Origin of the sequence: Aliirhizobium cellulosilyticum (assembly GCF_014198105.1) — a bacterium.
Classification (GTDB): domain Bacteria; phylum Pseudomonadota; class Alphaproteobacteria; order Rhizobiales; family Rhizobiaceae; genus Neorhizobium; species Neorhizobium cellulosilyticum.
In genome coordinates, this window is sequence record NZ_JACIGW010000004.1 from 367,970 (window position 1) to 393,975 (window position 26,006).

Here is a 26,006-nt window from a genome sequence, read left to right on the forward strand (position 1 = left end):
TTCCCTTATTTGTCAAAAATTTAGGCAACGGTCTCACTGGGCCTATAAAGAGGCAAGCGAAGATAATTGGTTGCCCTATGAAGAAAGCGACTAGCCAGTGGATGGTATAGGGCCTATTCTGAACACAGCTATGGCAAGGTGATGCGGGTTCACGTGAGATGCGTCCCATATCCCTTCTCTTCCCGCATTCCGTTTTGTCCGACATGTGCGGGCAACGGAGCGCCAAATGCTGCATGAGGTCGAAGTGGCAGGTCGTAAACAATTCCCTTCGATGACGGGACTGCAGGTGCTGCTGGCCGTGGCTGAAAGAGGGTCTACCAGCGCCGCAGCCGAGCCCATGTCGCTGTCACAGAGTGCAGTCAGCAAGCAGTTGATAAATCTCGAAGAAGCCATTGGCGGCCCCGCCTTCATTCGCACGCCGAACGGCATGATCTCGACGGAGCTGGGAAGCATTTATATCGAGCATGCGCGCACTGCCATCAAGGCGATGGAAGACGCAGCCCTGAAAGTTTCACGTCTGAAACCCGGGCCTCGCGTGCTTCGCCTTCAGGTGCCGCCGATCTTCGGGGATCGTTGGCTCCTGCCGCGCTTCGCCCAGTTTACCGAGGCTCATCCGGAAATCGAGGTACAGTTCACGACCTTCGTCTCCAAGACCCAGACCGAAGTTCCCGATGGTATGGTTCGTTTCGTTGTAAAGCCGTCTGATGATGAGGAAGGAGACTATCTGTTTGGTCACGATATCCGTCTTGTCAGTGCGCCCTCTTATTGGGAAAAAATAGGCGAGCCAGCATCGGTCGAAGCTGCTTCGAAGGGTGTAATGCTTGAACATCCCCAGACACCATTTCACTGGCCATTCCTGGCTGCCTTCCACGGCAGCCCAACCCTCGAAGCACGCCATACGATGCGGTTTGGTTACTATACAATGGTGATACGTGCCGCTCTCGCCGGCCAGGGCATGGCGCTGATTCCGCAGGGGCTGATCGCTGAGGAACTTGCCTCCGGCCGTCTCGTGAACCCCGCAGGTATCGGATACCGCAGCGATTACGGCTATTGGTTCGCGCGCCCGCGCAGTCTTCCCACAAGCCAGTCCATGCGGCTTTTCACGCAATGGATTAACAGGGAAGGCGCTCTCGCAAGAGATTAGGTACCCAGCACCAGCCGGAGGCGGACTACGTCCAGAATATCGATGAGATTCTGATCTACCGGGCTATTCAGAAGATGAATAGAACGCCTCGATATTTCATACTAGCATCCATTGCTTTGTGCTGACCCCCTGCGGCATTCTTTCCAAGTCATAACAACAAAGACGCGACCTGATCACTCGTGCAGAGCCATGCTCTGCGCGCGAGTTGGCTTGCGTCGTCAAAGAGGCTGGAACACATGCTTAGACGCCGAACTTTCCTTCAGGCCGCTGCGGCCGCGACGATTATCGGGAGCCCCTCCATTACACGTGCGGCGTCGCAATCGACCTTGCGCTTCATTCCCGTCATCGATCTTGCCTTTCTTGATCCCGTCGCCACGACCGCTCAGGTGAGCCGTACCCACGGATACATGGTTTTCGACACGCTCTACGGAATGAGCAAGAACCTCGAAGTGTCGCCGCAGATGGTTGAGGGTCACACGGTCGAGGATGACGGAAAGCTCTGGACGCTGACGCTGCGCGACGGGCTGTTCTGGCATGATGGTGAGAAGGTTCTGGCGCGCGATTGCGTTGCAAGTATCCGCCGCTGGGCAGCACGCGACACCTATGGCAGCTCGCTGATGCAGGTGACGGACGAGCTTTCGGCACCGGACGACAAGACCATCCGCTTCCGCCTGAAGCGTCCATTCCCCTATCTTCCTCTGGCGCTTGGAAAAGTGGCTTCGCCGGCCTGCTTCATGATGCCGGAAAGGCTTGCCAATACGGATCCCTTCAAGCAGATCCCGGAAATGATCGGCAGCGGCCCTTTCCGCTATGTCGCCAGCGAGCGTGTACCGGGCTCGCGCAATGTCTATGAACGGTTCGACAAGTACAAGCCGCGTGAAAGCGGCACACCGGACTGGACTGCCGGACCCAAGATCGTCAATTTCGATCGCGTCGAATGGACCACGATGCCCGACGCAGCAACGGGAACGACCGCTGTCCAGGCCGGCGAGCAGGACTGGCAGGAAGCGATGCCGCATGATTTCATGCCGCTTGTCGAGGCCGATTCCAACCTGCGAACCCAGATCCTCGACGACCTAGGCTTCACCTGCCAGATGCGCGTCAATCATCTGCAACCGCCTTTCAACAATCCGGCCATCCGCAAGGCCCTGCTCGGGGCCATCGATCAGGAAGCATTCATGACGGCGGTCGCCGGCTCGGATCCGCGCTTCCGCTATTCGCCGCTCGGTTATTTCACCCCGAATACCCCGATGGCCAGCAAGAGCGGCCTCGACGTGTTTACCGGTCCGCGCGACTACGAAAAGGTCAAGGCCGAGCTCAAGGCCGCAGGCTATAATGGCGAGAAAGTCGTTCTGCTCGTTCCAGCCGATTCACTCGCTCAGAAGCCGCTTGGCGATATCGCAGCCGATGTGATGCGCAAGGCCGGCATGAACGTCGAATATGTGGCGATCGACTTCGGATCGGTCCTCAAGCGGCGCGTCAACAAGGGCACGGCAGAAGAAGGCGGCTGGAATGCGTTCGTCGGCAACTGGCAGGGCATCGACTGGTTGAATCCGCTCGGCCACAGCACGCTTCGCGGCGATGGCGTCTTTCCCGGTTGGTACAAAAGCGACAAGATGGAAGCCCTTCGCACACAGTGGATCGAGACTGCGGACGCTGGCGAACAGGTCCGCATCGCAGACGATATCCAGAAGCTGTCTTTCGAAGAAGTGCCCTATTATCCGATCGGCCAGTACAAGCAGCCCGCTCTGCACCGCGCCGATATCGAGGGTATTATGAAGGGCACGTCCGTCTTCTGGAACGTCCGCCGCGTCTGACCCCAATGCGATCCCTGGGGCCGCCCGTCTCGTTTCGAACGGGCTGGCCCCACCAAGCCGGAGCCGGCTTCTCGCCTTCGGGCGGGCCGGCCATCACACCAGCAGAAGCCCTGATTCCATGCCCCCTAGCATTCAGCAGATTCTCTCCGCCGTCGAAGCACGCCGTGGCGATGTCGAACATCTTTTCGCGACACTCGCAGCCGGCAGCCCCGGCAAGCCCGGCATCCTTCGCGACACATACGGTGCCGGCGAGAATTTCGCACATTCACTCATCGCCGACCACGCAAAGGCACTATCCCTGACCATCACGCGGGACGCTGCCCTCAACACATTTGCCACCTGGCAAGGCAGCAACCCGCACGCAGGCTCAATCATCATGGGCTCGCATCTCGACAGCGTCCCGCATGGCGGCAATTTTGATGGCGCTGCAGGGGTTGTCGCCGGACTGACGGTAATCGCCGCCCTGAAGGAACTGGGCATCAAGCCCGCTTGCGATGTCATCGCCATGGGCGTCAGGGCGGAAGAAAGCGTCTGGTTCGGCGTTTCCTATATCGGCAGCCGGTCGGCATTGGGCACCTTGCCGGATGGCGGGCTCGAAGCCCGCCGGATCGATACAAACCGGACACTGGCCGAACATATCGCCGAATGCGGCGGCAATCCGGAGGCAATCGGCCGCCGGGAAAAATCCCTTGACCCTTCGTCCATCCGGGCTTTTCTGGAAGTTCATATCGAGCAGGCACCAAGCCTCGCCGAGATGCAGATGCCGCTTGCGATCTGCAGCGGCATTCCCGGTAATTTCCGCTATCCGGAAGCAAATATCATTGGCCGTCAGGACCATGTCGGCACGCCCCGGCGTTTTCGCAGGGATGCAGCGATGGCGGCAGCCGACCTTGCCATGGCGATGGACGCAAAATGGCGTGAGGAGCAGACAGCCGGCGTGCCGCTGGCCGTGACGTTCGGGCGCTTCCACACCGATGCAGCAGTCCATGGCATGACCAGCGTACCAGGCAGCTTCGCCTTCAGCCTCGATGTCCGTGCCTACGACCCCTCAGTGCTCGCAAGGCTCGAGGCCTTTTTCCTTGAACAGGTCGCGCGCATAGAACGTGAACGCGATGTGCGCTTCGAACTCGGCAAACGTGCCAGCGCAGCCGTCGGCGTCATGTCGCAAAAGATCATCTCGGAAATGCAGGCGATGGCCGTGGCCGCCGGCCTCGACGTCACTCAGATCGGCAGCCCGGCATCGCATGACTCGGCAGCTTTTGCGGAAGCCGGCGTCGCTTCGACCATGCTCTTTGTTCGAAACGAAAACGGCAGCCACAATCCGGACGAAGCCATGGAGATCGACGATTTCATGAAGGCATGTGCCCTGCTTGCCTTGTGGGTCGCCGACCATGTCGATTCCCCTCTGGAAAAAACAGCGACGCGAGCGAATACCTTCGCCGAAAACAGCGCATAAGGGGACAGTCAATGTATGCCTATATTTTGAGACGCATCCTGGCGACCATCCCGGTGATGCTGATCGTCGCCTTCATCGTCTTTTCACTTCTTTATCTGACGCCTGGCGACCCTGCGGCGGTCATCGCCGGCGAACACGCGACGGCTGAAGACATTGCGCGCATTCGTGCCAATCTCGGGCTGAACGACCCCTTTCTCCTACGGTTCGGCACCTGGATTGCATCGATCATGCAGTTCGATCTCGGCACCTCTCTTTTGACCAATATGCCTGTGTCGCAAATGATCGGGCAGCGGATCGAGCCGACATTGTCCCTGATGCTGCCGACCCTCATCCTGGCGGTCTGCATCGCCGTGCCGCTCGGCGTCATCGCCGCATGGCGCGCCGGCACCAAGGTCGATCACTTCATCACCGTTTTTGCCGTCCTCGGTTTTTCCGTTCCCGTCTTCGTCGTCGGTTATGCGCTGGTCTGGAGTTTTTCCCTGAAGCTCGGCTGGTTGCCGGTTCAGGGTTATGCACCGATCGGCCAGGGTGTTTCGCGCTGGTTCCAGCATCTCGTTCTTCCGTGTCTGACGTTGAGTTCAGCCTATATCGCACTGATTACCCGCATCACCCGAACGGCCGTGCTGGAAGTGCTGCAGCAGGATTACATCCGCACTGCCGAAGCAAAGGGCGTCGGTCGTCGCGCTATCCTGTTCGTCCATGCGCTGAAGAACGCCTCGGTTCCCATCATCACCGTCATCGGCATCGGGGTCGCGCTTCTTATCGGCGGCGCCGTCGTAACGGAAAGCGTGTTTGCCATTCCGGGCCTCGGACGCCTGACGATGGAATCGATCATGCGGCGCGACTACCCGGTGATCCAGGCGATCGTCCTGCTGTTTTCCATTTCCTACGTTCTCGTCAACCTGCTGATCGACATCGCCTACACCTTCGTCGATCCACGCATCCGCTATTGAAGGGAGCGAAACGATGTCTGCCATCAACACATCCGCAAGCGGCTTCCTCAAGGAAACGACGCGTTATCCCACTGTCATTGCCGGAGCCATCCTGCTCGGCATCATCCTTCTGATCGCATTTCTCACACCGCTGCTGTCGAACACCGATCCGTCCTATATCGACGCCGCACGCCGCGCCCAGCCCGCCTCGGCCAGCCACTGGTTCGGCACAGACATGCTCGGTCGCGACCTCTATACGCGCGTTCTCTACGGTGCCCAGGTCTCGTTGATCGTAGGCTTTGCGGTGGCGGTTCTGTCGACGATTGGCGGCCTTGCCATCGGCCTGATGTCGGGTTTCGTCAAGGCAATCGACGCCGTCGTCATGCGGTTTATGGACGGCCTCATGTCCATTCCGGCGATCCTGCTTGCGGTGGCGCTAATGTCGATCAGCAAAGGGTCGGTGACCAACGTCATCATCGCCATCACCATTGCGGAAATCCCGCGAACGGCGCGCCTGGTGCGCGGCACGGTGCTCAGCCTGCGCGAACAACCCTATGTCGAAGCCGCGGTCGCCGGAGGCACGCGCCTGCCAACGATCATTTTCAAGCACATCCTTCCCAACACGCTTGCGCCTCTGATCGTCCAGGCGACCTATGTCTGCGCCAGCGCGATGATTTCGGAATCGATCCTGTCCTTCATCGGAGCGGGCGTGCCTCCCGTCATTCCCTCCTGGGGCAATATCATGGCGGAGGGGCGTGCCCTCTGGCTGGTGAAGCCCTTCATCATCTTTTACCCGGCGGTCTTCCTGTCGATCACGGTCCTCGCCATCAATCTCCTCGGCGACGGTCTGCGTGACATGCTGGATCCCCGCAATGCCCAAAGAACGACGTCCCGGTGAGCGCCATGATCATGTCAGACACTCTTCATCCGGCACCTGAAACGACTTCCGATGCAGTCCTTTCCGTGCGCGACCTCACCGTTTCCTTCGGTTCTGCCGATTACTGGAAATCTGTCGTCCGCAATATTTCCTTCGATGTCGGCGCCAACGAGACTGTCGCCGTGGTCGGCGAGTCCGGGTCAGGCAAGAGCGTTACGGCTCTTGCAATCATGCGGCTCCTGCCCAAGGCGACAAGCCGGATCGACGGCCGGATATTGCTCAACGGCCGCAATGTGCTCGATCTGCCGCCGCAGGCCATGCAGGCCCTGCGCGGTGATGAGGCGGCAATGGTCTTCCAGGAGCCGATGACCAGCCTCAATCCGGTTCTGACCATCGGCTTCCAGCTGGCGGAAGCCTTGAAATGGCATCGCGATCTCTCCAACGCCGAGGCGCTCGCCGAGGCACGCAGGCTGCTCGACCGTGTCCGCATTCCAGCCGCCGAACGGCGGCTGGCGGAATATCCGCACAACCTTTCCGGCGGGATGCGGCAACGTGTGATGATCGCGATGGCGCTCGCCTGCCGCCCGAAACTGCTCATTGCTGACGAACCGACGACTGCGCTCGACGTCACCATCCAGGCGCAGATCCTCGACCTCATCCGCGAGCTGCAGGCAGACGGCGGCATGTCCGTGCTGTTCATTACCCACGACATGGGCGTCGTCGCCGAGATCGCCGACCGCACGGTGGTGATGTTCCGAGGCGATCAGGTGGAAACCGAGCATACCGAAGCGATATTCCAGCAGCCCGCCCATCCTTACACAAGGGCATTGCTGGCTTCCGTGCCCCGGCTCGGCTCCATGCGCGGCACCGAACTGCCGGTTCCTTTCCCCAAGGTGGATATGGAAACCGGCGCAATTCAGGAACCGGAGAAACCGGCAGCGGCACCGGCTCGTTACCGGCCGATGGTCCTTGACGTGCAGAACCTGGTGACGCGGTTCGACATCCGTTCAGGCCTGCTCAACCGCATCTCAGGCCGGGTTCATGCGGTCGAGAATGTTTCCTTTTCGATTGCCGAAGGCGAAACGCTGGCGTTGGTCGGAGAATCCGGTTGCGGCAAGTCGACGACCGGGCGCTCGATCATGAGGCTGACCGAGCCGGTCTCGGGCTCCATCACCGTCGACGGGTTCGATGCCAAGTCGGTTCGTGGCCCCGACCTGCGTCGGATGCGTCGTAGTATCCAGATGATCTTTCAGGATCCATTCTCCAGCCTTAATCCCCGCGCGCGGATTGGCTCTTCGATTGCCGAGCCTTTCCTCGAACACGGCCTTGGCACGCGCGCTGAGGCCATGGAGAAGGTCGCGGAAATTCTGCGCCGCGTCGGCCTGGGGCCGGATGCGATCGACCGGTTTCCACACCAATTCTCCGGCGGCCAGCGTCAGCGCATCTGCATAGCGCGTGCGCTTATGCTGGACCCGAAGCTGATCGTCGCCGATGAATCCGTCTCGGCGCTGGACGTTTCCGTGAAGGCACAGGTCGTCAACCTGATGATGGAATTGCAGGCGTCTCTCGGCGTCTCATTCCTCTTCATCAGTCACGACATGTCGGTGGTGGAACGCATCGCCCATCGGGTGGCGGTCATGTATCTGGGCGAAATCGTCGAGATCGGCTCGCGGACCGCAATTTTCGAGAACCCGCAGCATCCCTACACCAAGCGCCTGCTTTCAGCCGTCCCGATCCCCGATCCCACTTTACGCCGGGGGCCAAGCGCCGCCGCGCCATTGGAATTGAAAAGCCCCATTCGCTCGATCGACTATGTTCCGCCAAAGCGTGAATTCCGCGAGATTTCAGTGGATCACAAGGTTCAGGTCTGGGGATCGGAATGGGAAACGGAGGCCTGAGGACGCTTCCACGGCCAGTCACAAACAGAGAACGGAAAAGGGAGGCAATTGCCTCCCTTTTTTATGTCGCTACTGACTGCCGACCCACGTCCGACATTCGTCAATTGAATGCGTCAGCGAGTGAGGCTAACGCTCCGGATCAGGATGCGAAGGCCGCCCGGGCTTCCGGCAGGTCCCATATGCGGGCGATAGCGGCACTTCCTGCCGCGGTGATTGCCGCCTCATCACCCAGCGTGTAGCCGCCATTCTCGACCAGAACCCGGCCATCGACGATGACACTGTCGATGTTGGCCCTGTTGGCGAGCGCGACAAGCGCCTTCATGGGATCGAACAGCGGCTGTAGATGAGGATGGGTCATGTCGACTATCGTCAAATCGGCGGTGGCACCGGGGCGGATTTCCCCGAGGTCCGGGCGCTTGATCGCGGCCGCGGCCTGAGCCGTCACGGCATCGATCATCGTCGGCGAGGATGCGACGGTCGCATCGCCGGAGACGATCTTGGAAATCATTGCTGCCGCATTTATCTCTCCGAGCAGGTCCATGTTGTAGCCGTCAGTGCCGACCACGGTCCGAATGCCTTTTTCGGCGAAACGGGAGAAGGCCGCCGTCTTGCCGGTGCGCGCGAAAACGCGCGGGCAGTTGAGAACCGTCATGTCGCGTTTTGCCATCAGGTCGAGGTCGGTATCGGAGCAGGCAATGCAATGCGCTGCCAGAAGATCCGGTCCGAGCAGGCCGAGCCAGTCGAGATATTCCGCAGGGGTACGCCCGTCGTAACGCTGGCCGATCACTTCGACTTCACGCACGCTCTGGGCAAGATGTGTGGTCACCTGGACGCCGAGTTCGCGGGCACGTGCGTGAGCTGCCCGCAGCAGGTCGGGATCGCAAGTATCCGTGGCATGCGGGCTCATTGTGACCTGGATACGCCCGCCGTCCAGTCCATGCCATTTGCCGTGGATAGTGTTCCAGGTGGCAAGATCTCGCTCGGAATCGCTGCCTGACGCGTCAGCAACATCATATTGCACGACGCCCTTTGCATCAGCCTTCGGATTGGCGCTGGAAAACAGATAGGGAGCACCATAGAAACGCAGTCCCATTTCGAGCGCCGCATCGAACATTTCGGGTATCCCGTTGCGGAACGGTTCCATCACCGTCGTCGCACCACCCTTGAGAAGCTGCAGGATGCCGAGACGCCCGATCGCCATGCGCTCCTCGGGCGTCAGGATGTCGATGCCGCTTTTCGTCAGAGGCAGAAGCACGCTGTAGACGACGCTCTGGCTATTCTTGCGACCGCCACCGTCCTCCGCATGGGTACGGGCGACAGCTTCGGAGAAGCAGTGATTGTGCAGGTTCAACAGCCCCGGAAGAATGAACCGGCCGGGACGGTCGAGCACATGATCGGCACTCGCCGGCCGAGATGCGGAAACGGCAGCGATGCGATCTCCTTCGATCACCACCCACTGGTCGCGTTTGACAACCGGCAAGCCTTCCTCGCGAACGAGGACATAGCTGCCATAAACGGCTGTGGTTCCGGTTGCCTTCTGCGGCACTTGCGGCATGTCCTTACTCCATTAATCGTGAAAACGCGCCGTCCTCAGGCCTCTCGACACGCAGTTGCGGCGCGCCCGCAAGGCGCATCTCCGCGATGCTTTCATCGATGGCCTCCGTTGCTTCGAGCAACGAGTTCGGATTGATGATCAATATCTGCATGACTTTTATTCGAGGAAAGGAAGCCGACAAAGCACTTGGCGCTGGACTTGCAGGATCACAAAATCCGGAGCACCTGATTGCCATAGCTTAGCCGAGAGGTGCTCATGACGGCAGTCGAGACGGCTATTATAAAAACCGTCCTGCTATTCGAGGTGATTATAGGTGAATGAGTTCCCATGCGGCATACTATTTGCATATTGAATGGAATAGCATGGATATATCGAGCGAAATTATATGAACCTGCGTCAACTGGAACTGCTTCGGGCGGTCATTCGCAACGAAACGACGATAGGCGCGGGGCGTGAGCTAGGGCTCTCTCAGCCAGCGGTCAGCAATGCAATCAAGCATCTGGAAACACAACTCGGCTTTCCCCTGTTCGAGCGGATTAACAACCGCCTGTTTCCGACCATGGAAGCCCGTTCGCTGTATGAAGACTCCGAGCCGATCTTCTCGCTGCACGCCGCGCTTGAATTGCGGGTGCAGGACTTTCGTGAACACAAGGCCGGCCATGTGCGGATCATTGCGACCCCACCCATGGGTTACAGCATCATCCCCAAGGCGCTGTCGGCGTTCCGACGCGATATGCCCAATGTGAAGGTCTCCTTCGATGTACGACGATTGGAGCATGTTCTGGACAGCGTCGACGCCGGCATTGCAGAGCTGGGCTTTGTCATGGCGCTGGGCGAGCACCAGCCGATGCTTGACACCGAACGGCTCTACTCCGGCAGCATGGTTTGCGTCATGCCGCTTGGACATCCACTTGCGGATAAAACCATCATCATGCCGGAGGATTTGGCACAGCACACGTTCATTGCGCTCGACCGTCACACGCGCATGGGAAATCTTGTTCGCACAATTTTCGACAAGGCCAACGTGCCGTATCAATTCTCGATCGAGGTTCGCTATTGCCACGCGGCCTGCATATTGGCCAGCAATGGGGTAGGGGTTGCGATCGTCGATCCTTTATCGCCGCTCTGTGTACAACAGGATGCGATCGTGGTGCGCCCGCTCAGCACGTCCTGCGAGGTCAGTGCGTCGGCCGTGCAATCAGGGAAAAGGCCATTATCGCGTGTTGCAAGAGCCTTTCTTCGAAGCGTTAGGGTCGCGATGGAACAACACGCCACACGGAATACGCAGGTTTGAGCCTTCTATTCACGCGGTCGCACTCCCTGAGTACTTTTGGCCCTGACTATAATAAATCGGGCAGGATTATTCGGCGCGCGAATAGACATCCTTGCCAACCGCCCGGTTTTCATCACGTCAGCCCGATCTAGTCCAAATGCGACTAGATTCTACGAAATTAATTCGTTGGGCTGAAAAAATTCTCATTCGCATTCTTTCCACGCATACCAGTCCGGCAACGCTAGCGGCCGGATACTCTGTGACAAAGAAAAAATGGGAACAGATATGAAAAGTGCAAAATCAATATTCGCCCCGGCCGTTTTTCTCGCCGCGACACTGCTTGCTCCATACACCTCGAATGCCTCGGAACTTGTCGTGCCGCCAGCACTGAAGGAAAAAGGCAACATAATTGTCGCGATCGAATCGACCTATCCGCCGATGGCCTATCGGAACCCGAAGACCAATGAACGACTTGGCTTCAATGTCGACCTGGTCACCGCAATGGCCCAAAAAATGGGTATTGAGGTCAAATGGGAAGAACTGAGTTTCGAACAGTTGGCGACCGCCTTGGAAGTTGGGCGCGTCGATCTTGTGGGAACTGCGATCAGCGATCTTCCGAGCCGCCGCGAGAAAATGACATTCGTGGATTATCTGCGCACCGGGGCACAGCCCTTCACGACTGTTGCCAATGCACAAAAGTTGAAGACCGGTGCCGACCTCTGCGGATTGACCGTGGGAGCGCCCAGTTCAACGAATTATTTCCCTGCTACAAAAGCATGGAATGAAAAGAATTGCGTCGGCGCCGGCAAGGCGGCCATGACCGTGAACGGCACGCAAGGGGCCACTGCGGCGCGCCTGGATCTCAAGCAGGGTCGTCTCGATGCCGCCGTGCTTGGCCCGGAATATGTAAGCCACCTAATGCGAGACGAGCCTGACACCTATGTTCTCGTCGGCGATCCGCTGATCGAGACACTTTTCGGTCTTGCCGTTAGCAAGAAAGACCCGGCCATGCGTGACGCGGTGGCGGGAGCAATCACCTCACTCATCAAGGACGGTACCTATATGTCCCTGCTCAAGAAGTACGGCCTGGAAAGACAAGCAATGGCCGAGGTGAAAATCGACGCAGGCCAGTAATAGCCGCCGAAAGGCAAGCCTTCTTTCCCTTCGGCCGTCATCATGGCCGAAGGGATATCTTTAAGGAATTCAAGCAGGTCAATGACAGACACGATTACCATCGATTTTTCGGAAATAGAGCCGCGCGACAAATACAAGATCATGATAGGCACGATCGTACCCAGGCCAATCGCCTGGGTAACGACGGTCGATGCCGGTGGCCGGCCCAATGCAGCCCCTTACAGCTTTTTCGGTTGCCTCAGTTCCGATCCGCCGATCATCGGCCTAGGCATCGAATACCGAGCCGATGGCCGTTCAAAGGACACCGCTCGCAACATTCGCGATGTCGGCGTTTTTACGGTGAACATAGTCTCCCATTCGCTCGCAGATGCAATGAACACCACCGCTTTCCCGTTTGACGAACATGTCAACGAAGTCGAAATGGCGGGATTGACCCTTCGTACGGGCATCAAGGTCGCGTCTCCAGCAATCGCTGAATCTCCCGCGGCACTGGAATGCAGGCTGCATAGCTTCATCGACCTGGGTAAATCGCGAGAAATTATTCTTGGCGAGATCGTCGCCGCACGACTGCGAAGCGACATCATCAACGAGCGTTTCCACATAGACCCGATGGCACTCGACGCCGTTGGAAGGATGGGAGGTAGCGCCTATTCAACCACGCGAGACTGCTTCGATATCAAGCCGCCCACCCTGTGAAATCTACGTTCCAACCGGGGACACCCTTGGTTGGAACGATGTGGGATTTCATCTGGATGTGTCCGCCCTCGGGCGCCGGAATCTTGAAGGCACACGCCAAACATAGGCATGGGACTGGCAACAATGCTGCTGCGACACGCCGGTAAGTGCGGTCAGCGTCGCTGATGGAGCGCTATTCCTCAAGACGCTTGACAACCAACACCACAAGACTTCCAGAATTCGGCAGGGTTCGTGCACGAAATCGAAATCTGGTGCAATCCTCTAAGGTCCGCTATGGGAAATAATGTAAATTATTTATTCTGGCGGGGAGAAAATATCGATGAAAGACTTGGGCGATCTCCAGATTTTCGCCAAGGTCGCGTCGACGCGCAGCATGTCGGAGACCGGCCGCATTCTCGGCCTTTCTCCTGCCGTCGTCTCCAAGGCGATCAAGCGTCTTGAAACTTCACTAGGGGTACGACTACTCCAGAGAACGACCCGACAGATCGCGGTCACCGAGACGGGGCAAGCATTTTACGAGCGTGTTATCGAGATTCTGGCAAGCGTGCAGGAAGCCGAGAATTTCGTTTCGGGACGTTCCGCAGAAATCGCGGGCGAGTTGAGGGTAAGTGCCCCGACTTCTTTCGGGCGAATGCATGTAGCACCGCATCTCAGAGGCTTTATGGAGCTTTATCCGAATGTTTCTGTAGAGCTCGTGTTGTCTGACGCCTTCACGGATATCATCAGTGAAGGCTATGATCTCGCCATCCGTATCTCCGCTCTCAAGGATTCCGGACTGGTCGCGCGAAAACTGGCGGCAACCCGACGGATACTCTGCGCCTCTCCAGAATATCTCGAGAGGTTCGGCGTTCCAAAAACAATGCGGGAGCTTGCAAATCACACATGCCTGCCGGCACACAACGGGGAGCCCTGGCGACTGGATGGGCCGGAAGGACCTCTCACCTATCGTCCCGAGGGCAAACTGAAGACGAATTCCAGCGAAGTTGTCCGTGAAGCGGTGATTTCCGGACTTGGCATAGCGTTGCGCTCCACGTGGGATATCGGCACGGAGCTTTCGACAGGCCGTCTGGTGCAGGTGCTTCCAGGTTACGAAGGGCCGCAAAACACAACGGTCTCGGCTGTCTATCCCAGCCGTCAGTTCATTCCGCCAAAGGTTCGCGCATTTTCGGAACATCTTCAGCGGATCTACGGACCAGAACCTTATTGGGAAACGACAGGTTCAAAAAAATGATTTTATCCTTTTGGGAACAAGTCATTTTCATTGATGTCTGTTGTAATTACCAATCATTCGCCGCCATCTTTCGCAGAATAGAAACGTTTTAGGGGAGAAACCGTATGGCACGCAAGGAAATCGCCGGTCTTCAGATTGACGAGCAACTCTATCGCTTTTTGGTGGAGGAAGCTCTTCCCGATACGGGCGTCGATACCGATCGCTTTTTCGAGCAGTTCTCGGCGATCGTCCACGAGCTGGCTCCGAAAAACCGCACCCTTCTCGTCAAGCGCGATGCCTTCCAGGCTCAGATAGACGACTGGTACCGGAAGAACGGTGCCCCGAGCGATATGGCGGCCTACGAGGCCTTTCTCCGTGAGATCGGCTACCTTCTGCCCGAAGGCCCCGATTTCCAGGTTTCGACAGAAAACGTCGATCCGGAAATCGCCACTATCGCCGGCCCTCAGTTGGTCGTGCCGGTGATGAATGCCCGCTACGCCCTGAATGCTGCCAATGCTCGCTGGGGTTCGCTCTATGATGCGCTTTACGGTACCGATGCGATCCCGGAAAACGAGGGCGCCGATAAGGGCAAGGGATACAATCCGGTCCGCGGTGCGAAAGTCATTGCCTGGGTGCGCGATTTTCTTGATCGCTCTGCACCGCTCTCCGGCGCGAGCTGGAACGATGTTGCGTCATTCAAGATTGATGCCTCGGCCCTGTTCGTGACGCTCACCGATGGACAGGTAACGGGGCTCACCGATCCGGCTCAATTTGCCGGCTATCTGGGTAAAGCTGCGGCGCCGACGCAGATCCTCCTGAAGAAGAACAATCTCCATGTCGAGATCCTGGTCGATGCGACGACCGCAATCGGCAGGCAAGATCCGGCACATATCTCGGATGTCTGGGTTGAATCGGCGATTACCACGATTATGGACTGCGAGGATTCGGTCGCAGCCGTCGATGCCGAAGACAAGGTCGTCGTCTACCGCAACTGGCTCGGCCTGATGAAGGGCGATCTGACGGAAGAGGTGTCCAAAGGGGGTAAGACATTCACCCGCAAGCTCAATCCTGATCTTGACTATACGGCACCGGACGGCTCGAGTTTCGAGCTCAAATGCCGATCGCTGATGCTGGTTCGCAATGTCGGCCATCTGATGACAAACCCGGCCATCCTCGATCGCGACGGCGCTGAGGTGCCGGAGGGCATCATGGATGCAATGGTCACCGCATTGATCGCCATCCACGATATCGGCCGGACCGGCGGCCCTAAGGGCCGCAGGAAGAATTCACGGCTTGGCTCGATTTATGTGGTGAAACCAAAGATGCACGGGCCGGAAGAAGTAGCCTTCGCCGCCGAAATTTTTTCGCGCGTGGAAGAGGCGCTCGGCCTGCCCAGGAATGCCATCAAGATGGGCATCATGGACGAGGAGCGTCGCACGACGGTCAACCTCAAGGAAGCGATCCGGGCTGCGAAGGATCGTGTCGTCTTCATCAACACCGGCTTCCTCGACCGCACCGGCGACGAAATCCATACCTCGATGGAAGCCGGCCCGATGATCCGCAAGGGTGACATGAAACAGGCTGCATGGATCGCGGCCTATGAGAACTGGAATGTCGATATCGGGCTCGAATGCGGTCTTTCCGGCCATGCCCAGATCGGCAAGGGCATGTGGGCGATGCCCGACCTCATGGCGGCGATGCTTGAGCAGAAGATCGGCCACCCGAAGGCGGGCGCCAATACCGCCTGGGTTCCGTCACCGACGGCGGCAACGCTGCATGCTACCCACTATCACACGGTCGATGTGGCAGCAGTTCAGAAGAGCCTGAAGAGCCGTGCCCGAGCCAAGCTTTCCGACATTCTTTCCGTGCCGGTGGCGCCGCGCCCCAACTGGACGCCGGAGGAAATCAGCCGCGAACTCGACAACAATGCACAAGGTATTCTCGGTTATGTCGTGCGCTGGATCGACCAGGGCGTCGGCTGCTCCAAGGTGCCGGACATCAATAATGTCGGCCTGATGGAGGACCGCGCGACCCTGCGCATCTCGGCCCAGCACATGGCCAACTGGCTGCACCACAAGGTCGTGACCGAAGACCAGATCGTCGAGACGATGAAGCGCATGGCAAAGGTGGTCGATGGCCAGAACGCCGGTGATCCGCTCTATAGTCCGATGGCAAAAGACTTCGACGGCTCTATCGCGTTTGAGGCGGCACTCGATCTGGTTCTGAAGGGGCGCGAGCAGCCGAATGGTTACACCGAGCCGGTCCTTCACCGTCGCAGGCTGGAGCTGAAGGCAAAGGCCGGTTGATCCAGAGCCACCTCCAATGAGCAAAAAGCCGCCGGGAATGTCCTCGGCGGCTTTTTCGGTTTCGCAATTGTGGCGTCCTTACCGGATCAGGCCGTTTCCCTGATCTGGCAAGAAGGATCGCTTGTTGGACGTAACCGCACCCTACATGACCTTCTGCCCCACGGACCGCCCTACCCCTTGCGGCACCGGCAGCCTGGCATGAGTGTTTGCTATGGGCGCAAGTCTGGCCAGAATTTCCGGCGGTGCGGCGGAAGACTTGCCGGCCTTGGCACTCACATGCAGCATCAGTTGCTCGGCTGTCGCAAGCACCTCGCCGCTCTGCGCATCATGAATGGTGGTAAAATACCGGATGCGTTTTTCATCGAAGCCGAGCACCTGCAGCGTTGCATAAAGCACCTGCCCGAGCTTTGCCTCGCCGAGATGCCGGATATGGGTCTCGACCGTATAATAGCTGTGTCCCCCTTCGACATAGGCGAAGTCGACACCGATCAGCCGCAAAAGCGCATCGGACGTGTCGCCGAAAACCTGCAGATAACGGTGTTCAGTCATGTGACCGTTATAATCCACCCATGCAGCGCTTACCCTTGTATCGACCAGGCGCAACGGCTGCGAAATGTCCGGCGCATCCTTCCTGCCGCCACCCTTTGCCCAGAGAAGCTTTTCGAAATCGGCCAGCACCTTCCCAGAACCCCAGCCCTTTCCGCCATCTCCCGCCTTGAGAGCCTGCATGATGCCGATCAGGTTCTCGTCGCGGATACGCTCAAGCTCGCGTATGCCGCGAGCGCCGGACTGCGCGTCCGATTGCGCGGCGATCTTGTCGACCAGCGCATCATCGAGATCGACCACATCCGTCAGCTTCGTCCAGGGCCATGAAAGGCAGGGGCCGAACTGCGCGAGAAAATGGCGCATGCCCGCCTCGCCGCCGGCAATCCGATAGGTTTCGAACAGGCCCATCTGAGCCCAGCGCATGCCGAAGGAATAGCGGATCACGTCATCAAGCGTCTCGGTATCGCAGATGTCGTCATGGATCAGCCACAGCCCCTCGCGCCATATGGCTTCCAGCAGCCGGTCGCCGACAAACGCCTCTATCTCCTTTTTCAGGATGACGCCCTTCATCCCGATCGGTGCAAGCCTGTCTCTGGCGCGTTCCAGCGTTTCGGCCGAGGTCCGTTCCCCACCGACCAGTTCGGCCAGCGGCAGAAGATAAACCGGGTTATAGGGATGGGCGACGAACATCCGCTCGGGATGCTGCATGTCACGTTGCAGTTCGGTCGGCATGATGCCCGAGGTCGACGAACCGATCAGCGCTTCCGGATCGGCATATCTGTCGATCTCGGTGAGCACGTTGCGCTTGAGGTCGACGCGCTCGGGTACGCTTTCCTGAATCCAGTCAGCCCCTGCGACAGCCTCTTCCACGCTCTCGCAGAAGGTCAGCCTTCCCTTCGGCGGCAGCGGCGCCATGGTCAGCATGGCATAGGCGCGCTCGGCATTCGCCAGTACCTCGCCGACGATACGTTTGGCTTCCGGATGCGGATCGTACATCGACACGTCTATCCCGCCGAGCAGGAAACGGGCCGCCCATGCCCCGCCGATCACGCCCCCGCCGATACAGGCGGCCTTCTGGATGGTAGTCATGAATTCTTCCCTTGTTTCGTCCGGCCTAACCACTGCCCCTCACCCTAACCCTCTCCCCGCAAGCGGAGAGAGGGGACGTGCCCTGCTCAACTTTCGAGAGGAACGGAGACGTTGCGACACCTGTCCTTCTCCCCGCACGCGGGGAGAAGGTGCCGTCAGGCGGATGAGGGGCACACCCCGACCTCTACCGCTTCACCAGCTTCAGCTTCTCGCGCACCGCATCCGGCCCGATGATCTTCGCCCCCATGCCCTCGATCACCCCGACAGCCTTCTCCACAAGCTGCGCATTGGTGGCGAGCTGCCCCTTGCCGGCGTAGAGATTGTCCTCAAGCCCAACCCGGACATTGCCGCCGGCAAGAACCGCGGCCGCCGGATAGGCAAGCGCATTTCGGCCGATCGAGAAGGCCGAAAAGGTCCAGCTCTTCGGCACGTTGTTGACCATTGCCATGAATGTGTTGAGATCGTCCGGCGCACCCCAGGGAATGCCCATGCAGAGCTGGATCAGCACCGGGTCCTCGATCAGCCCCTCCTCCACCAGTTGCTTGGCGAACCACAGGTGACCGGTATCGAAGGCTTCGATCTCGGGACGCACGCCGAGCGCCGTCATCTGCCGCGCCATTTCGCGCAGCATCGAAGGCGTGTTGGTCATCACGTAATCGCCGAGTGAAAAGTTCATTGTGCCGCAATCAAGCGTGCAGATTTCCGGCAGGCAGTCGCCCACATGCGCAACACGCTCGGTCGCACCCGCCATATCGGTGCCATCGGGATTATAAGGGAATGGCGCCTCGACATTGCCGAAGACCAGATCGCCACCCATGCCAGCCGTCAGGTTCAACACGACATCCACATCAGCAGACCGAATGCGATCGGTGACTTCCCTGTAGAGTTCGAGGTTGCGCGCCGCTGCCCCGGTCTCGGGGTTTCGAACGTGACAGTGAACCACCGCCGCCCCTGCCCTGGCGGCATCGATAGCCGAGTCCGCAATCTCTTTCGGGGTGATCGGAACGTGACCGGATTTTCCGGTCGTATCGCCGGCACCGGTCACGGCACAGGTAATGAAGACCTCGCGGTTCATCTCGAGCGGCATTGTTCCCTCCTTTTCGCTGCCGCCATTACGAGCGAGGGAAAAGGAAAATGCTTTCCACTATCGGCGCTGCTCTATACATTTTCGGAATGCTGCAAAGGGAAGCGCATGGATGATAACCAGCATATCGACATTCTCCTCCTGCCTGAAACCAACCTCATTCTGCTATCCTCGGTCATCGAGCCCTTACGCGCTGCAAACCGTATCGCCGGGCGAAATCTCTACCGCTGGACGATCTACTCTCCTGACGGCCGACCGGTCGAGACGACATCCGGCATCCCCGCACCTGTCTCAGGCCCATTCCGCCCTGCCCGCGAAACCGATCCGCTTTTTGTTCTGGCCAGTTACAACTGGAAAAGCGCGGCAACCCGCGAACTGAAATTTCTCCTGTCGCGCACCGCCCGCCACCGGACATCGATCGCCGGCATAGAGAGCGGCGCTTTCATCCTTGCCGAAGCCGGTCTGCTCAACGGTTTTTCGGCTACCAGCCATTGGGAGGATTTCGACGATTTCTCCCGCGCCTACCCGCAGGTCACCATGGTCCGCGAGCGGTTCGTCATCGACGCCAAGCGTATCACCACCGGTGGGCCTCTCCCGACGCTCGACCTCATGCTGGAACTGATCCGCCGCACCAACGGCTATTCACTGGCGCTCGAAATATCGAGGCTGTTCATTTACGAACAGGAGCGCAGCGAAAAAGATCGTCCCGATCATCCGCTCATCAGCAGCACGGGAAAAATCGACCCGCGCGTACAGGCTGCAGTGAAGCTCATGCAGAAGACGGTCGAGGCACCGCTCTCTCTGTCAAAACTTGCCAGACGATCGGGCGTCAGCATCCGCCACCTTCAGGATCTCTTTCACCAGACGATGGGTGTCGCGCCTCATACCCACTATCTCGCACTCCGCCTCAACGCCGCTCGTCGAAAGGTGATCGAGACCAGAGCGAGCTTTGCCGATATTGCCGCCGAAACCGGCTTCAACTCCGCTTCGGCGTTTTCGCGCAGCTACCGCGCCAGTTACGCCGAAAGCCCCAGCGAGACACGCCGCCGACTGAAACCTGCGATCGGACACGGAGAGCTGAGCCTACAGCCAAACGTGTCTCGAGCACGAAAGATGGAGCCGCAGCAGCCTGTCCGTTAACGGATCGTGAAACCCTTGGGCATAGCCTGGATATGGGACAGATGGTGTCGAGATCACATCGTTATGCGGAAAATCCCGACAGGCTAACTTCTTGAAAAATAGACGTCAGCAACACGATACGAAACCTAATCAAACGTTTCGTTTCGCTACCGGATAGTTAACCATATCTGGCTGAAGGCTCGATGCAGGCAAATCCTGCTGATTCGTATTATAGGCTTAAGAGCATCGTCTGAAAATATGCGATCCCGGTTATCAAAAGCCTTGTTTTTCCGGCACCTGCGGAAGACGTTGACAGCTGTCAACAGCCCTCCCCTGACGTATCAATCAGCACAGCTTCGGCGCAGCTCGGAAAGATGCCCCTCCCCTATTGCCGGGGGCGAGACGCGCAATCCTACGAAAGACTGTGACATATCGGAACCAAGACCGATAGGCAGCGCGTCCCCCGCCTGACCCGCCCCCAAAGCAATAAAGCGGATCGCTGTTGACAGCTGTCAACAGCCTCATCCGGCAACTGGGCTCTCCGCACCCTATCCGGCCAGCGCAAGGCTCAAACGCTGGCGAGCCAATCCGCCCTGTAACCAGAAAGGCCGACGCCATCGATTGCAACGGCCGGAACGCCACGGCGGTCAGCCGGCTTGATGCCCGCCAACAGAGCCGCCCCCTGGCTCGTGCCGGTCGAACCCGGAACGGCAAATACTCCCCTGCCCGTCAGGCTGGACAATAGACTGAGATAGAGCGCGTTGAGAGCAAACGGTCCTTCGACGAGGATAGGCCCCCTGCCGCCTGCCAGATCAAGGCAGGTCTCCGTCATCAGCGCAAAATAGAGACAGGCCGCAGCCCATCGCTCATCAGCAGACGCGCTCTGCCCATTCACCCATTTTCGCTCGCGCCCCGGGAACGGCCCTGATCCGGGAACGACGTTCGGCAACAGCATCAGGCGTTTCCCGATAACGCCAGGCAATGCGGCCCTTGCCCGATCCTGATCCAGAATGCCCAGTTCGCCTGTCAGAATTTCGAACTCCCGGCCACCCATGAAACGGGCCGAGGGGACGACACGTCCGTATGCGTCGACATTCGCCAATGCGTCGCGCATCATATCCAGCCGGTCCACATCGCCGCCAACGGCGAAATTGATGACCCATGTACCCGTCGAAACCACAGCGAATGATGCGTCCCTTTCCGTAAGGTACGGCAAAAGGGAAGCGTTGGAATCGTGAATGCCGCAAAACACCGGCACAGGTTCGGACAGGGAAATTCCCGAAACAATATCAGCGCGGACCATACCGACCTGATCAAAGGCCGAATGCACCGGAGCCATCAGGTCACGAATATCCAACACATCGACGAGCGAGGAATAACGTCCCTCATGGGGCCTCCAGAGATCCGTATGGCAACCGAGCGACGTCACCTCGTTGGCAGCGGCACCGGTCAGCCTGTAGGCCCAATATTGCGGGTAGGTCAGGATCGCCCGGACGCGCGAAAACGCCTCGGGAAAGACCGACTTCTGATAATGGATCTGGGCACCCAGATTAAGTCCACCGGACAGACGCGGCGAAAAGGTCTCGGCAAAATCCGGGCGGATCTCGTCGTAAGCCCGCTGGATATCTTCGGGATACTGATGCTCGTAATCGAGAGCCGGCAAGGCCAATTGCCCATCCGCATCGATCAACGCAGCCGCAGCGCCGTGTGTCGTGATCGAAATGGCATCGAAGCCCGGCGCCTTGGCGAAATCGGCCAGCGTCTCAAGCAGAAAAGCCCAGAGCGCTTCGACATCATAATGAGGGTAGGGCGGGCCTGAGAGAACCCGGTTTGGCATGCGCCGCATCTCGATTTCCGCGCCGCTCGCGGCATCGAAGATCACGACCTTTGCATTGGTCTTGCCGATATCGAGGACGGCGATCCTTTCGAATGCACTCATTGCAGATGAAACACCGTGACCAGATCGCTCTGAACCGGCGAATTGTCCGGATTGCTCTCCATGATATCCGCCATATGCGCCCACCACCGCTTCATCACCGGATGCTCCGGCAGGCTCGCCATTGAATGGTCGACCGGCCGCGACAGCACGCCGAACAGCGTGTTTGTCTCGCGGTCGAGATGGATGGAATAATCCCGCACACCCGCCTCGCGCAGAAGCGCGCTCAGTTCCGGCCAGATCTCGTCATGGCGCTTGCGATATTCGGCCTCCATGCCGGGGTTCAGTTTCATCTTGAATGCGTATTTCTCTAAAATCATTTTGTACTCATGAACCTGATGCGGCGCACCACGATGGGAAGCGCGATGGTGATGATCAGAAGAAGGCCGACAAAGATCGACATGACGATGCCCGGCACGTTGAGAAGACCGAGCCCGAAGGTGACGAGGCCCATGACGAAGGCCGCGATGACGACGCCGGCAATCGTGCCCGCGCCGCCGAGAATGGAGACGCCGCCGAGCACGACCATGGTGACGATCTCCAGTTCCCAGCCTTGAGCGATCGAGGGGCGGGTGGAGCCCAGTCGTGAAGTCAGGCAGACCGCAGCAATGCCAGACATCAGGCCGGTCAGCAGAAACAGCTTGAACTTGATCCGCTCGACCGGAATGCCGGAAAAACGTGCCGCAAATTCGTTATTGCCGATGACGAAAACCTGACGGCCGAAATTGGTGGCGTGCAGCACGATGCCGAAGATGATGGCGAGCACGATGAACAGCACGAATTCGAACGAGAAGACCCAGAAGACATAACCCTGCCCGAAGTAGGCGAAATCGGCCGGATATTTGCCATAGGCCTGGTCACCGAGTGTGATGTAGGAAATCCCGCGAAACAGGCTCATCGTGCCGATGGTGACGACGATCGAGGGCAGTTTCAGCACCGAGACCAGCGTGCCATTGATCGCACCGCAGACAAGCCCGACACTGATGCCGACCGCCACCAGCCCCGGCGCACCAATCCCCATCTGGGCTGCTGCCCCCATGGCGGTGGAGGCGAGCGCAATGATCGCAGCAACCGAAAGATCGATCTCACCGACAATGATCAGCATCGCCATGGCAAAGGCGATCATCGCCTTTTCGGTGAAATTGAACGTCGCGTCGGAAAGGTTCCAGGCGTTGAGGAAGTAAGGAGAGGCGAAGGAATTGGCGATGAAGATCGCGATTGCCACGCCGAACAGCAGCACTTCCCAGCTGCCGAGCAGCCGGCTCACCGGCGTGCCGAGCCGATCGGGAATGGCGGAACGGGTTCTGGTTTCAGCACTCATGTCGCGGGTGTCGCTCATGCGGAAACCTCCTTGGCGCCACGGTCGCGCAGGATAATGCGCCCGGCCTTGCGTTCGGCGCGGGCATTGAAAACAACGGCGGCGACGATGACGATGCCGGAAATCGCCATCTGCGCGAAGGGCGAGATGCCAATGACGGGCAGGGCGTTCTTGATCACGCCGAGAAACAGCGCCCCAAGCACGGCACCGGCGACCGTACCGATGCCACCGGCAATCGAGATACCGCCGATGACGCAGGCCGCCACCGTATCGAGTTCGAAACCGGCCGCGACATCGACATAGGCCACCGCATAACGCGACACCCAGAGATATCCGGCCAATCCAGCCAGCGCGCCCGAAAGGGTGAAGGCGAAAAACCGTGTCCGGCCGATATCGATACCAGCATACACCGCCGCGGTCGGGTTGCCGCCGGAAGCATAGGTCGCGCGGCCGAACTGCGTTCGCGTCAGCACCACCCACATCATCAGCACGATGCCGATCGCCATCCATGACAGAAGCGGCATACCCAGAACGGGCAGGCGAGGGAAGTTGAGGAAACCGGGCGTCATCTGGTGCGAATTCACCCATGCTCCACCCGACAGCACGAAGGCCATGCCGCGATAAATGGTGAGCGTGCCGAGCGTCACGACAATCGGCGGGATCCGCAGCCACCAGACAAGCATGCCGTTGATGGCGCCCAGAGCCGCACCGATACCCACAGCCAGAATAACCAGCAGCGCCAGCGGCATGCCGGGATAGGCAGCATCCAACATCGCCACCGCCATGCCGGTAAAGGCGAGATTGGCAGCAACCGAAAGGTCGATCGACTTGGTCAGGATCACCGTCATCTGGCCGAGCGCCAGAATGATCAGGATCGATGTGTCGTTGAAGATATTGGCGAGATTTCCGGGCGTTGCAAAACCGGGGGCACGAGTGGCAAAACCCGCCACCATGATGGCGATAATGCCGACCAGAAGCAGCTCGCGGTGTTTCAGAAGTTTCTTCATCTCTGCGTCCTCAGGCATTTCCGGTGGCGGCGCGCACCAGCGTCTCGGCGCTCAACTGCGAGCGCTCGAATATCCCGGCCGACAAACCTTCGCGCATCACCAGCACCCGATCCGACACGCCAAGAATTTCAGGCAGTTCGGAAGAGACCATGATGATCGACAGGCCTTCGGCGGCCAGTTCGCTGATAAAACCATGCACCGCCGCCTTGGAGCCGATATCGATCCCCTTGGTCGGTTCGTCGAGAATGATCACCTTCGGCAGCGTCGCCAGCCATTTGCCGATCACCACCTTCTGCTGGTTGCCACCCGAAAGCGTACCAACAGGTACGGAAAGGGCTGCGGCACGCAGATCCAGCCGTTCGGCATATTTGCGCGCCAGCGCCAGTTCATTGGCGGCCTTAAGGAAACCGGATCGCGAGGTGCGCGCCAGCGAGGGCAGCGACATGTTCTGAAAGATCGGCATGGGCAGCGCCAGCCCGTGGCGACCGCGCTCTTCCGGCACATAAACAATACCGGCGGCAATCGCATCGCGCGGCGAGCGAATGGAAATCGTCTCGCCCTCTAGCACCAATTGACCGGAAGACGGCCGCGTCACGCCGAACAGCGACTGGCATATTTCCGAACGACCGGCACCGACCAAGCCATAAACACCGAGAATTTCGCCGCGCTTCAAATCGAAAGAGATGTCGCGATATTCCGTCGGGTGGCAGTAATTCTCGACCGAAAGCACGGTCTTACCGATCGCCACCTCGACCTTGGGAAAGATGTTAGAAACATCGCGGCCCACCATCATCCGCACGATCGTATCCTGCGGTGTCTCGGAAAGTCGCCCGTGACCCACAGCCCGGCCATCGCGAAACACCGCGAAATTCTCCGCGATCTCGTAAACCTCGTCGAACTTGTGGCTGATGAACAGGATCGCCTTGCCCTGTTTCTTCAAGCCCTCGACAATGCGAAACAGATCGTCAATCTCCTTGCGGGAAAGGGCAGCGGTCGGCTCGTCCATGATGACGATGCGTGCCTCGACCGACAGCGCCCGGGCAATCGCCACCAGATGCCGTTGCGCAATCGAAAGATCTTTTAGCCGTATAGTCGGGTCGATCTCGCTTTCCAGCGCGTGAAGCAATTCGGCAGCGCGCGCATTCATCACCTTCCAGTCGATCAGACCGAAACGGGTGCGCGGCGCATGCCCAAGAAAAATGTTCTCCGCCACCGACAATTCGTCGAACAGCACTGTCTCCTGATGGATGGCGGTGACACCTGCATCGACGGCATCCTGCGCGCTTGAGAAGCTGACCGGCTGCCCATCGATCAGGATCTCGCCTTCGCTCGGCACATAGATCCCGGTAAGGATCTTCACCAGCGTCGACTTCCCCGCGCCGTTCTCGCCGATCAGGGCAGTCACTTCACCCGGATGAAGCGAGATATTGACGCCATCCAGCGCCTTAACACCGGGAAAAATCTGGGAAATTCCACGCATTTCCAGGATCGTCGTCCGGTCCGCGGATCTCGAATCCTGAATAGGCGCCATCTCCATGCCCGTCCGTTCAACTGCGGTCATCATCATATCTGCCAATTGGAAGTCATCGCTGGTCCGGCGCCAAAAAGC

At 58.9% G+C, this 26,006-nt stretch carries 21 protein-coding genes; 12 read left to right on the plus strand and 9 right to left on the minus strand.

Annotated features, from left to right (window positions below; all coding sequences use genetic code 11):
- The first annotated feature begins 226 nt into the window (after positions 1-226).
- The 6 genes from GGE33_RS18865 (at position 227) to GGE33_RS18890 (ending at position 8,124) form a co-directional block, all read left to right on the plus strand.
- Positions 227-1,144, plus strand: coding sequence for a LysR family transcriptional regulator (locus GGE33_RS18865; RefSeq protein WP_183826512.1), 918 nt, complete (start codon positions 227-229; stop codon positions 1,142-1,144).
- Between the two features lie 236 nt (positions 1,145-1,380).
- A complete protein-coding gene (locus GGE33_RS18870) occupies positions 1,381-2,961 on the plus strand; it encodes an ABC transporter substrate-binding protein (protein WP_183826515.1) in 1,581 nt (526 codons plus the stop codon).
- 118 nt (positions 2,962-3,079) lie between these two features.
- Entirely contained in the window at positions 3,080-4,417 is a 1,338-nt protein-coding gene (locus tag GGE33_RS18875; protein WP_183826519.1) for a hydantoinase/carbamoylase family amidase, read from the plus strand.
- Positions 4,418-4,428: 11 nt separating this feature from the next.
- Positions 4,429-5,370 carry an ABC transporter permease gene (locus GGE33_RS18880; protein ID WP_183826523.1) on the plus strand — a complete coding sequence of 314 codons (942 nt, stop codon included), beginning with the start codon at positions 4,429-4,431 and terminating at the stop codon, positions 5,368-5,370.
- A 13-nt stretch (positions 5,371-5,383) separates the two neighbouring features.
- Positions 5,384-6,247, plus strand: coding sequence for an ABC transporter permease (locus GGE33_RS18885; RefSeq protein ID WP_183826526.1), 864 nt, complete (start codon positions 5,384-5,386; stop codon positions 6,245-6,247).
- Positions 6,248-6,252: 5 nt separating this feature from the next.
- On the plus strand, positions 6,253-8,124 hold the full coding sequence (locus GGE33_RS18890) for an ABC transporter ATP-binding protein (protein ID WP_246436246.1): 1,872 nt from the start codon (positions 6,253-6,255) through the stop codon (positions 8,122-8,124).
- 139 nt (positions 8,125-8,263) lie between these two features.
- Here GGE33_RS18890 and GGE33_RS18895 read toward each other — a convergent pair whose 3' ends face one another.
- Positions 8,264-9,679, minus strand: coding sequence for an amidohydrolase family protein (locus GGE33_RS18895; RefSeq protein WP_183826529.1), 1,416 nt, complete (start codon positions 9,677-9,679; stop codon positions 8,264-8,266).
- A gap of 4 nt (positions 9,680-9,683) precedes the next feature.
- Positions 9,684-9,830, minus strand: a complete 147-nt coding sequence (locus GGE33_RS18900; RefSeq protein ID WP_183826532.1) for a hypothetical protein — start codon at positions 9,828-9,830, stop codon at positions 9,684-9,686.
- A gap of 234 nt (positions 9,831-10,064) precedes the next feature.
- Here GGE33_RS18900 and GGE33_RS18905 point away from each other — a divergent pair, with 234 nt between their 5' ends.
- From GGE33_RS18905 to GGE33_RS18925, 5 genes are all read left to right on the plus strand, one after another.
- Complete coding sequence (locus GGE33_RS18905) at positions 10,065-10,973, plus strand: LysR family transcriptional regulator (RefSeq protein WP_210303769.1); 909 nt, start codon at positions 10,065-10,067, stop codon at positions 10,971-10,973.
- A 264-nt stretch (positions 10,974-11,237) separates the two neighbouring features.
- Positions 11,238-12,086: a transporter substrate-binding domain-containing protein gene (locus tag GGE33_RS18910; RefSeq protein ID WP_246436248.1), complete on the plus strand. Its 849-nt coding sequence runs from the start codon at positions 11,238-11,240 to the stop codon at positions 12,084-12,086.
- 81 nt (positions 12,087-12,167) lie between these two features.
- The gene (locus tag GGE33_RS18915; RefSeq protein WP_183826538.1) at positions 12,168-12,782 is read left to right on the plus strand and encodes a flavin reductase family protein; all 615 of its coding nucleotides are present in this window, start codon (positions 12,168-12,170) and stop codon (positions 12,780-12,782) included.
- Between the two features lie 319 nt (positions 12,783-13,101).
- Complete coding sequence (locus GGE33_RS18920) at positions 13,102-14,013, plus strand: LysR family transcriptional regulator (RefSeq protein WP_183826541.1); 912 nt, start codon at positions 13,102-13,104, stop codon at positions 14,011-14,013.
- A 104-nt stretch (positions 14,014-14,117) separates the two neighbouring features.
- Positions 14,118-16,298, plus strand: a complete 2,181-nt coding sequence (locus GGE33_RS18925; protein WP_183826544.1) for a malate synthase G — start codon at positions 14,118-14,120, stop codon at positions 16,296-16,298.
- Between the two features lie 141 nt (positions 16,299-16,439).
- Here GGE33_RS18925 and GGE33_RS18930 read toward each other — a convergent pair whose 3' ends face one another.
- Positions 16,440-17,933, minus strand: a complete 1,494-nt coding sequence (locus tag GGE33_RS18930) for a carnitine 3-dehydrogenase (protein WP_183826547.1) — start codon at positions 17,931-17,933, stop codon at positions 16,440-16,442.
- 184 nt (positions 17,934-18,117) lie between these two features.
- On the minus strand, positions 18,118-19,020 hold the full coding sequence (gene bcoG / locus GGE33_RS18935; RefSeq protein ID WP_183826550.1) for a 3-dehydrocarnitine:acetyl-CoA trimethylamine transferase BcoG: 903 nt from the start codon (positions 19,018-19,020) through the stop codon (positions 18,118-18,120).
- Between the two features lie 105 nt (positions 19,021-19,125).
- Between bcoG and GGE33_RS18940 the strand changes: the two genes are divergently transcribed.
- Positions 19,126-20,157 (plus strand): GlxA family transcriptional regulator, encoded by a 1,032-nt coding sequence (locus GGE33_RS18940; RefSeq protein WP_183826553.1) that lies wholly within the window; start codon positions 19,126-19,128, stop codon positions 20,155-20,157.
- Between the two features lie 547 nt (positions 20,158-20,704).
- Here GGE33_RS18940 and GGE33_RS18945 read toward each other — a convergent pair.
- From GGE33_RS18945 to GGE33_RS18965, 5 genes are read right to left on the minus strand one after another with little or no spacing between them, the layout of a single operon-like run.
- On the minus strand, positions 20,705-22,075 hold the full coding sequence (locus GGE33_RS18945; protein WP_183826557.1) for an FGGY-family carbohydrate kinase: 1,371 nt from the start codon (positions 22,073-22,075) through the stop codon (positions 20,705-20,707).
- Positions 22,072-22,392, minus strand: a complete 321-nt coding sequence (rhaM, locus tag GGE33_RS18950; RefSeq protein ID WP_183826560.1) for an L-rhamnose mutarotase — start codon at positions 22,390-22,392, stop codon at positions 22,072-22,074. Before rhaM ends, GGE33_RS18945 begins: the two co-directional genes overlap by 4 nt.
- Positions 22,389-23,393, minus strand: a complete 1,005-nt coding sequence (locus GGE33_RS18955; RefSeq protein WP_148147059.1) for an ABC transporter permease — start codon at positions 23,391-23,393, stop codon at positions 22,389-22,391. Before GGE33_RS18955 ends, rhaM begins: the two co-directional genes overlap by 4 nt.
- Positions 23,394-23,407: 14 nt before the next feature.
- Positions 23,408-24,397 (minus strand): ABC transporter permease, encoded by a 990-nt coding sequence (locus tag GGE33_RS18960; RefSeq protein ID WP_183826563.1) that lies wholly within the window; start codon positions 24,395-24,397, stop codon positions 23,408-23,410.
- Between the two features lie 10 nt (positions 24,398-24,407).
- On the minus strand, positions 24,408-25,934 hold the full coding sequence (locus GGE33_RS18965) for a sugar ABC transporter ATP-binding protein (RefSeq protein ID WP_246436270.1): 1,527 nt from the start codon (positions 25,932-25,934) through the stop codon (positions 24,408-24,410).
- Between the last annotated feature and the right edge of the window lie 72 nt (positions 25,935-26,006).

Excerpts from the sequence above, each read along its gene's own strand:
- GGE33_RS18865 (WP_183826512.1), top strand. The coding sequence starts at position 227 with ATGCTGCATGAGGTCGAAGTGGCAGGTCGTAAACAATTCCCTTCGATG.
- GGE33_RS18870 (WP_183826515.1), top strand. The coding sequence starts at position 1,381 with ATGCTTAGACGCCGAACTTTCCTTCAGGCCGCTGCGGCCGCGACGATT.
- GGE33_RS18875 (WP_183826519.1), top strand. The coding sequence starts at position 3,080 with ATGCCCCCTAGCATTCAGCAGATTCTCTCCGCCGTCGAAGCACGCCGT.
- GGE33_RS18880 (WP_183826523.1), top strand. The coding sequence starts at position 4,429 with ATGTATGCCTATATTTTGAGACGCATCCTGGCGACCATCCCGGTGATG.
- GGE33_RS18885 (WP_183826526.1), top strand. The coding sequence starts at position 5,384 with ATGTCTGCCATCAACACATCCGCAAGCGGCTTCCTCAAGGAAACGACG.
- GGE33_RS18890 (WP_246436246.1), top strand. The coding sequence starts at position 6,253 with ATGATCATGTCAGACACTCTTCATCCGGCACCTGAAACGACTTCCGAT.
- GGE33_RS18895 (WP_183826529.1), bottom strand. The coding sequence starts at position 9,679 with ATGCCGCAAGTGCCGCAGAAGGCAACCGGAACCACAGCCGTTTATGGC.
- GGE33_RS18900 (WP_183826532.1), bottom strand. The coding sequence starts at position 9,830 with ATGCAGATATTGATCATCAATCCGAACTCGTTGCTCGAAGCAACGGAG.
- GGE33_RS18905 (WP_210303769.1), top strand. The coding sequence starts at position 10,065 with ATGAACCTGCGTCAACTGGAACTGCTTCGGGCGGTCATTCGCAACGAA.
- GGE33_RS18910 (WP_246436248.1), top strand. The coding sequence starts at position 11,238 with ATGAAAAGTGCAAAATCAATATTCGCCCCGGCCGTTTTTCTCGCCGCG.
- GGE33_RS18915 (WP_183826538.1), top strand. The coding sequence starts at position 12,168 with ATGACAGACACGATTACCATCGATTTTTCGGAAATAGAGCCGCGCGAC.
- GGE33_RS18920 (WP_183826541.1), top strand. The coding sequence starts at position 13,102 with ATGAAAGACTTGGGCGATCTCCAGATTTTCGCCAAGGTCGCGTCGACG.
- GGE33_RS18925 (WP_183826544.1), top strand. The coding sequence starts at position 14,118 with ATGGCACGCAAGGAAATCGCCGGTCTTCAGATTGACGAGCAACTCTAT.
- GGE33_RS18930 (WP_183826547.1), bottom strand. The coding sequence starts at position 17,933 with ATGACTACCATCCAGAAGGCCGCCTGTATCGGCGGGGGCGTGATCGGC.
- bcoG (WP_183826550.1), bottom strand. The coding sequence starts at position 19,020 with ATGCCGCTCGAGATGAACCGCGAGGTCTTCATTACCTGTGCCGTGACC.
- GGE33_RS18940 (WP_183826553.1), top strand. The coding sequence starts at position 19,126 with ATGGATGATAACCAGCATATCGACATTCTCCTCCTGCCTGAAACCAAC.
- GGE33_RS18945 (WP_183826557.1), bottom strand. The coding sequence starts at position 22,075 with ATGAGTGCATTCGAAAGGATCGCCGTCCTCGATATCGGCAAGACCAAT.
- rhaM (WP_183826560.1), bottom strand. The coding sequence starts at position 22,392 with ATGATTTTAGAGAAATACGCATTCAAGATGAAACTGAACCCCGGCATG.
- GGE33_RS18955 (WP_148147059.1), bottom strand. The coding sequence starts at position 23,393 with ATGAGTGCTGAAACCAGAACCCGTTCCGCCATTCCCGATCGGCTCGGC.
- GGE33_RS18960 (WP_183826563.1), bottom strand. The coding sequence starts at position 24,397 with ATGAAGAAACTTCTGAAACACCGCGAGCTGCTTCTGGTCGGCATTATC.
- GGE33_RS18965 (WP_246436270.1), bottom strand. The coding sequence starts at position 25,934 with ATGGAGATGGCGCCTATTCAGGATTCGAGATCCGCGGACCGGACGACG.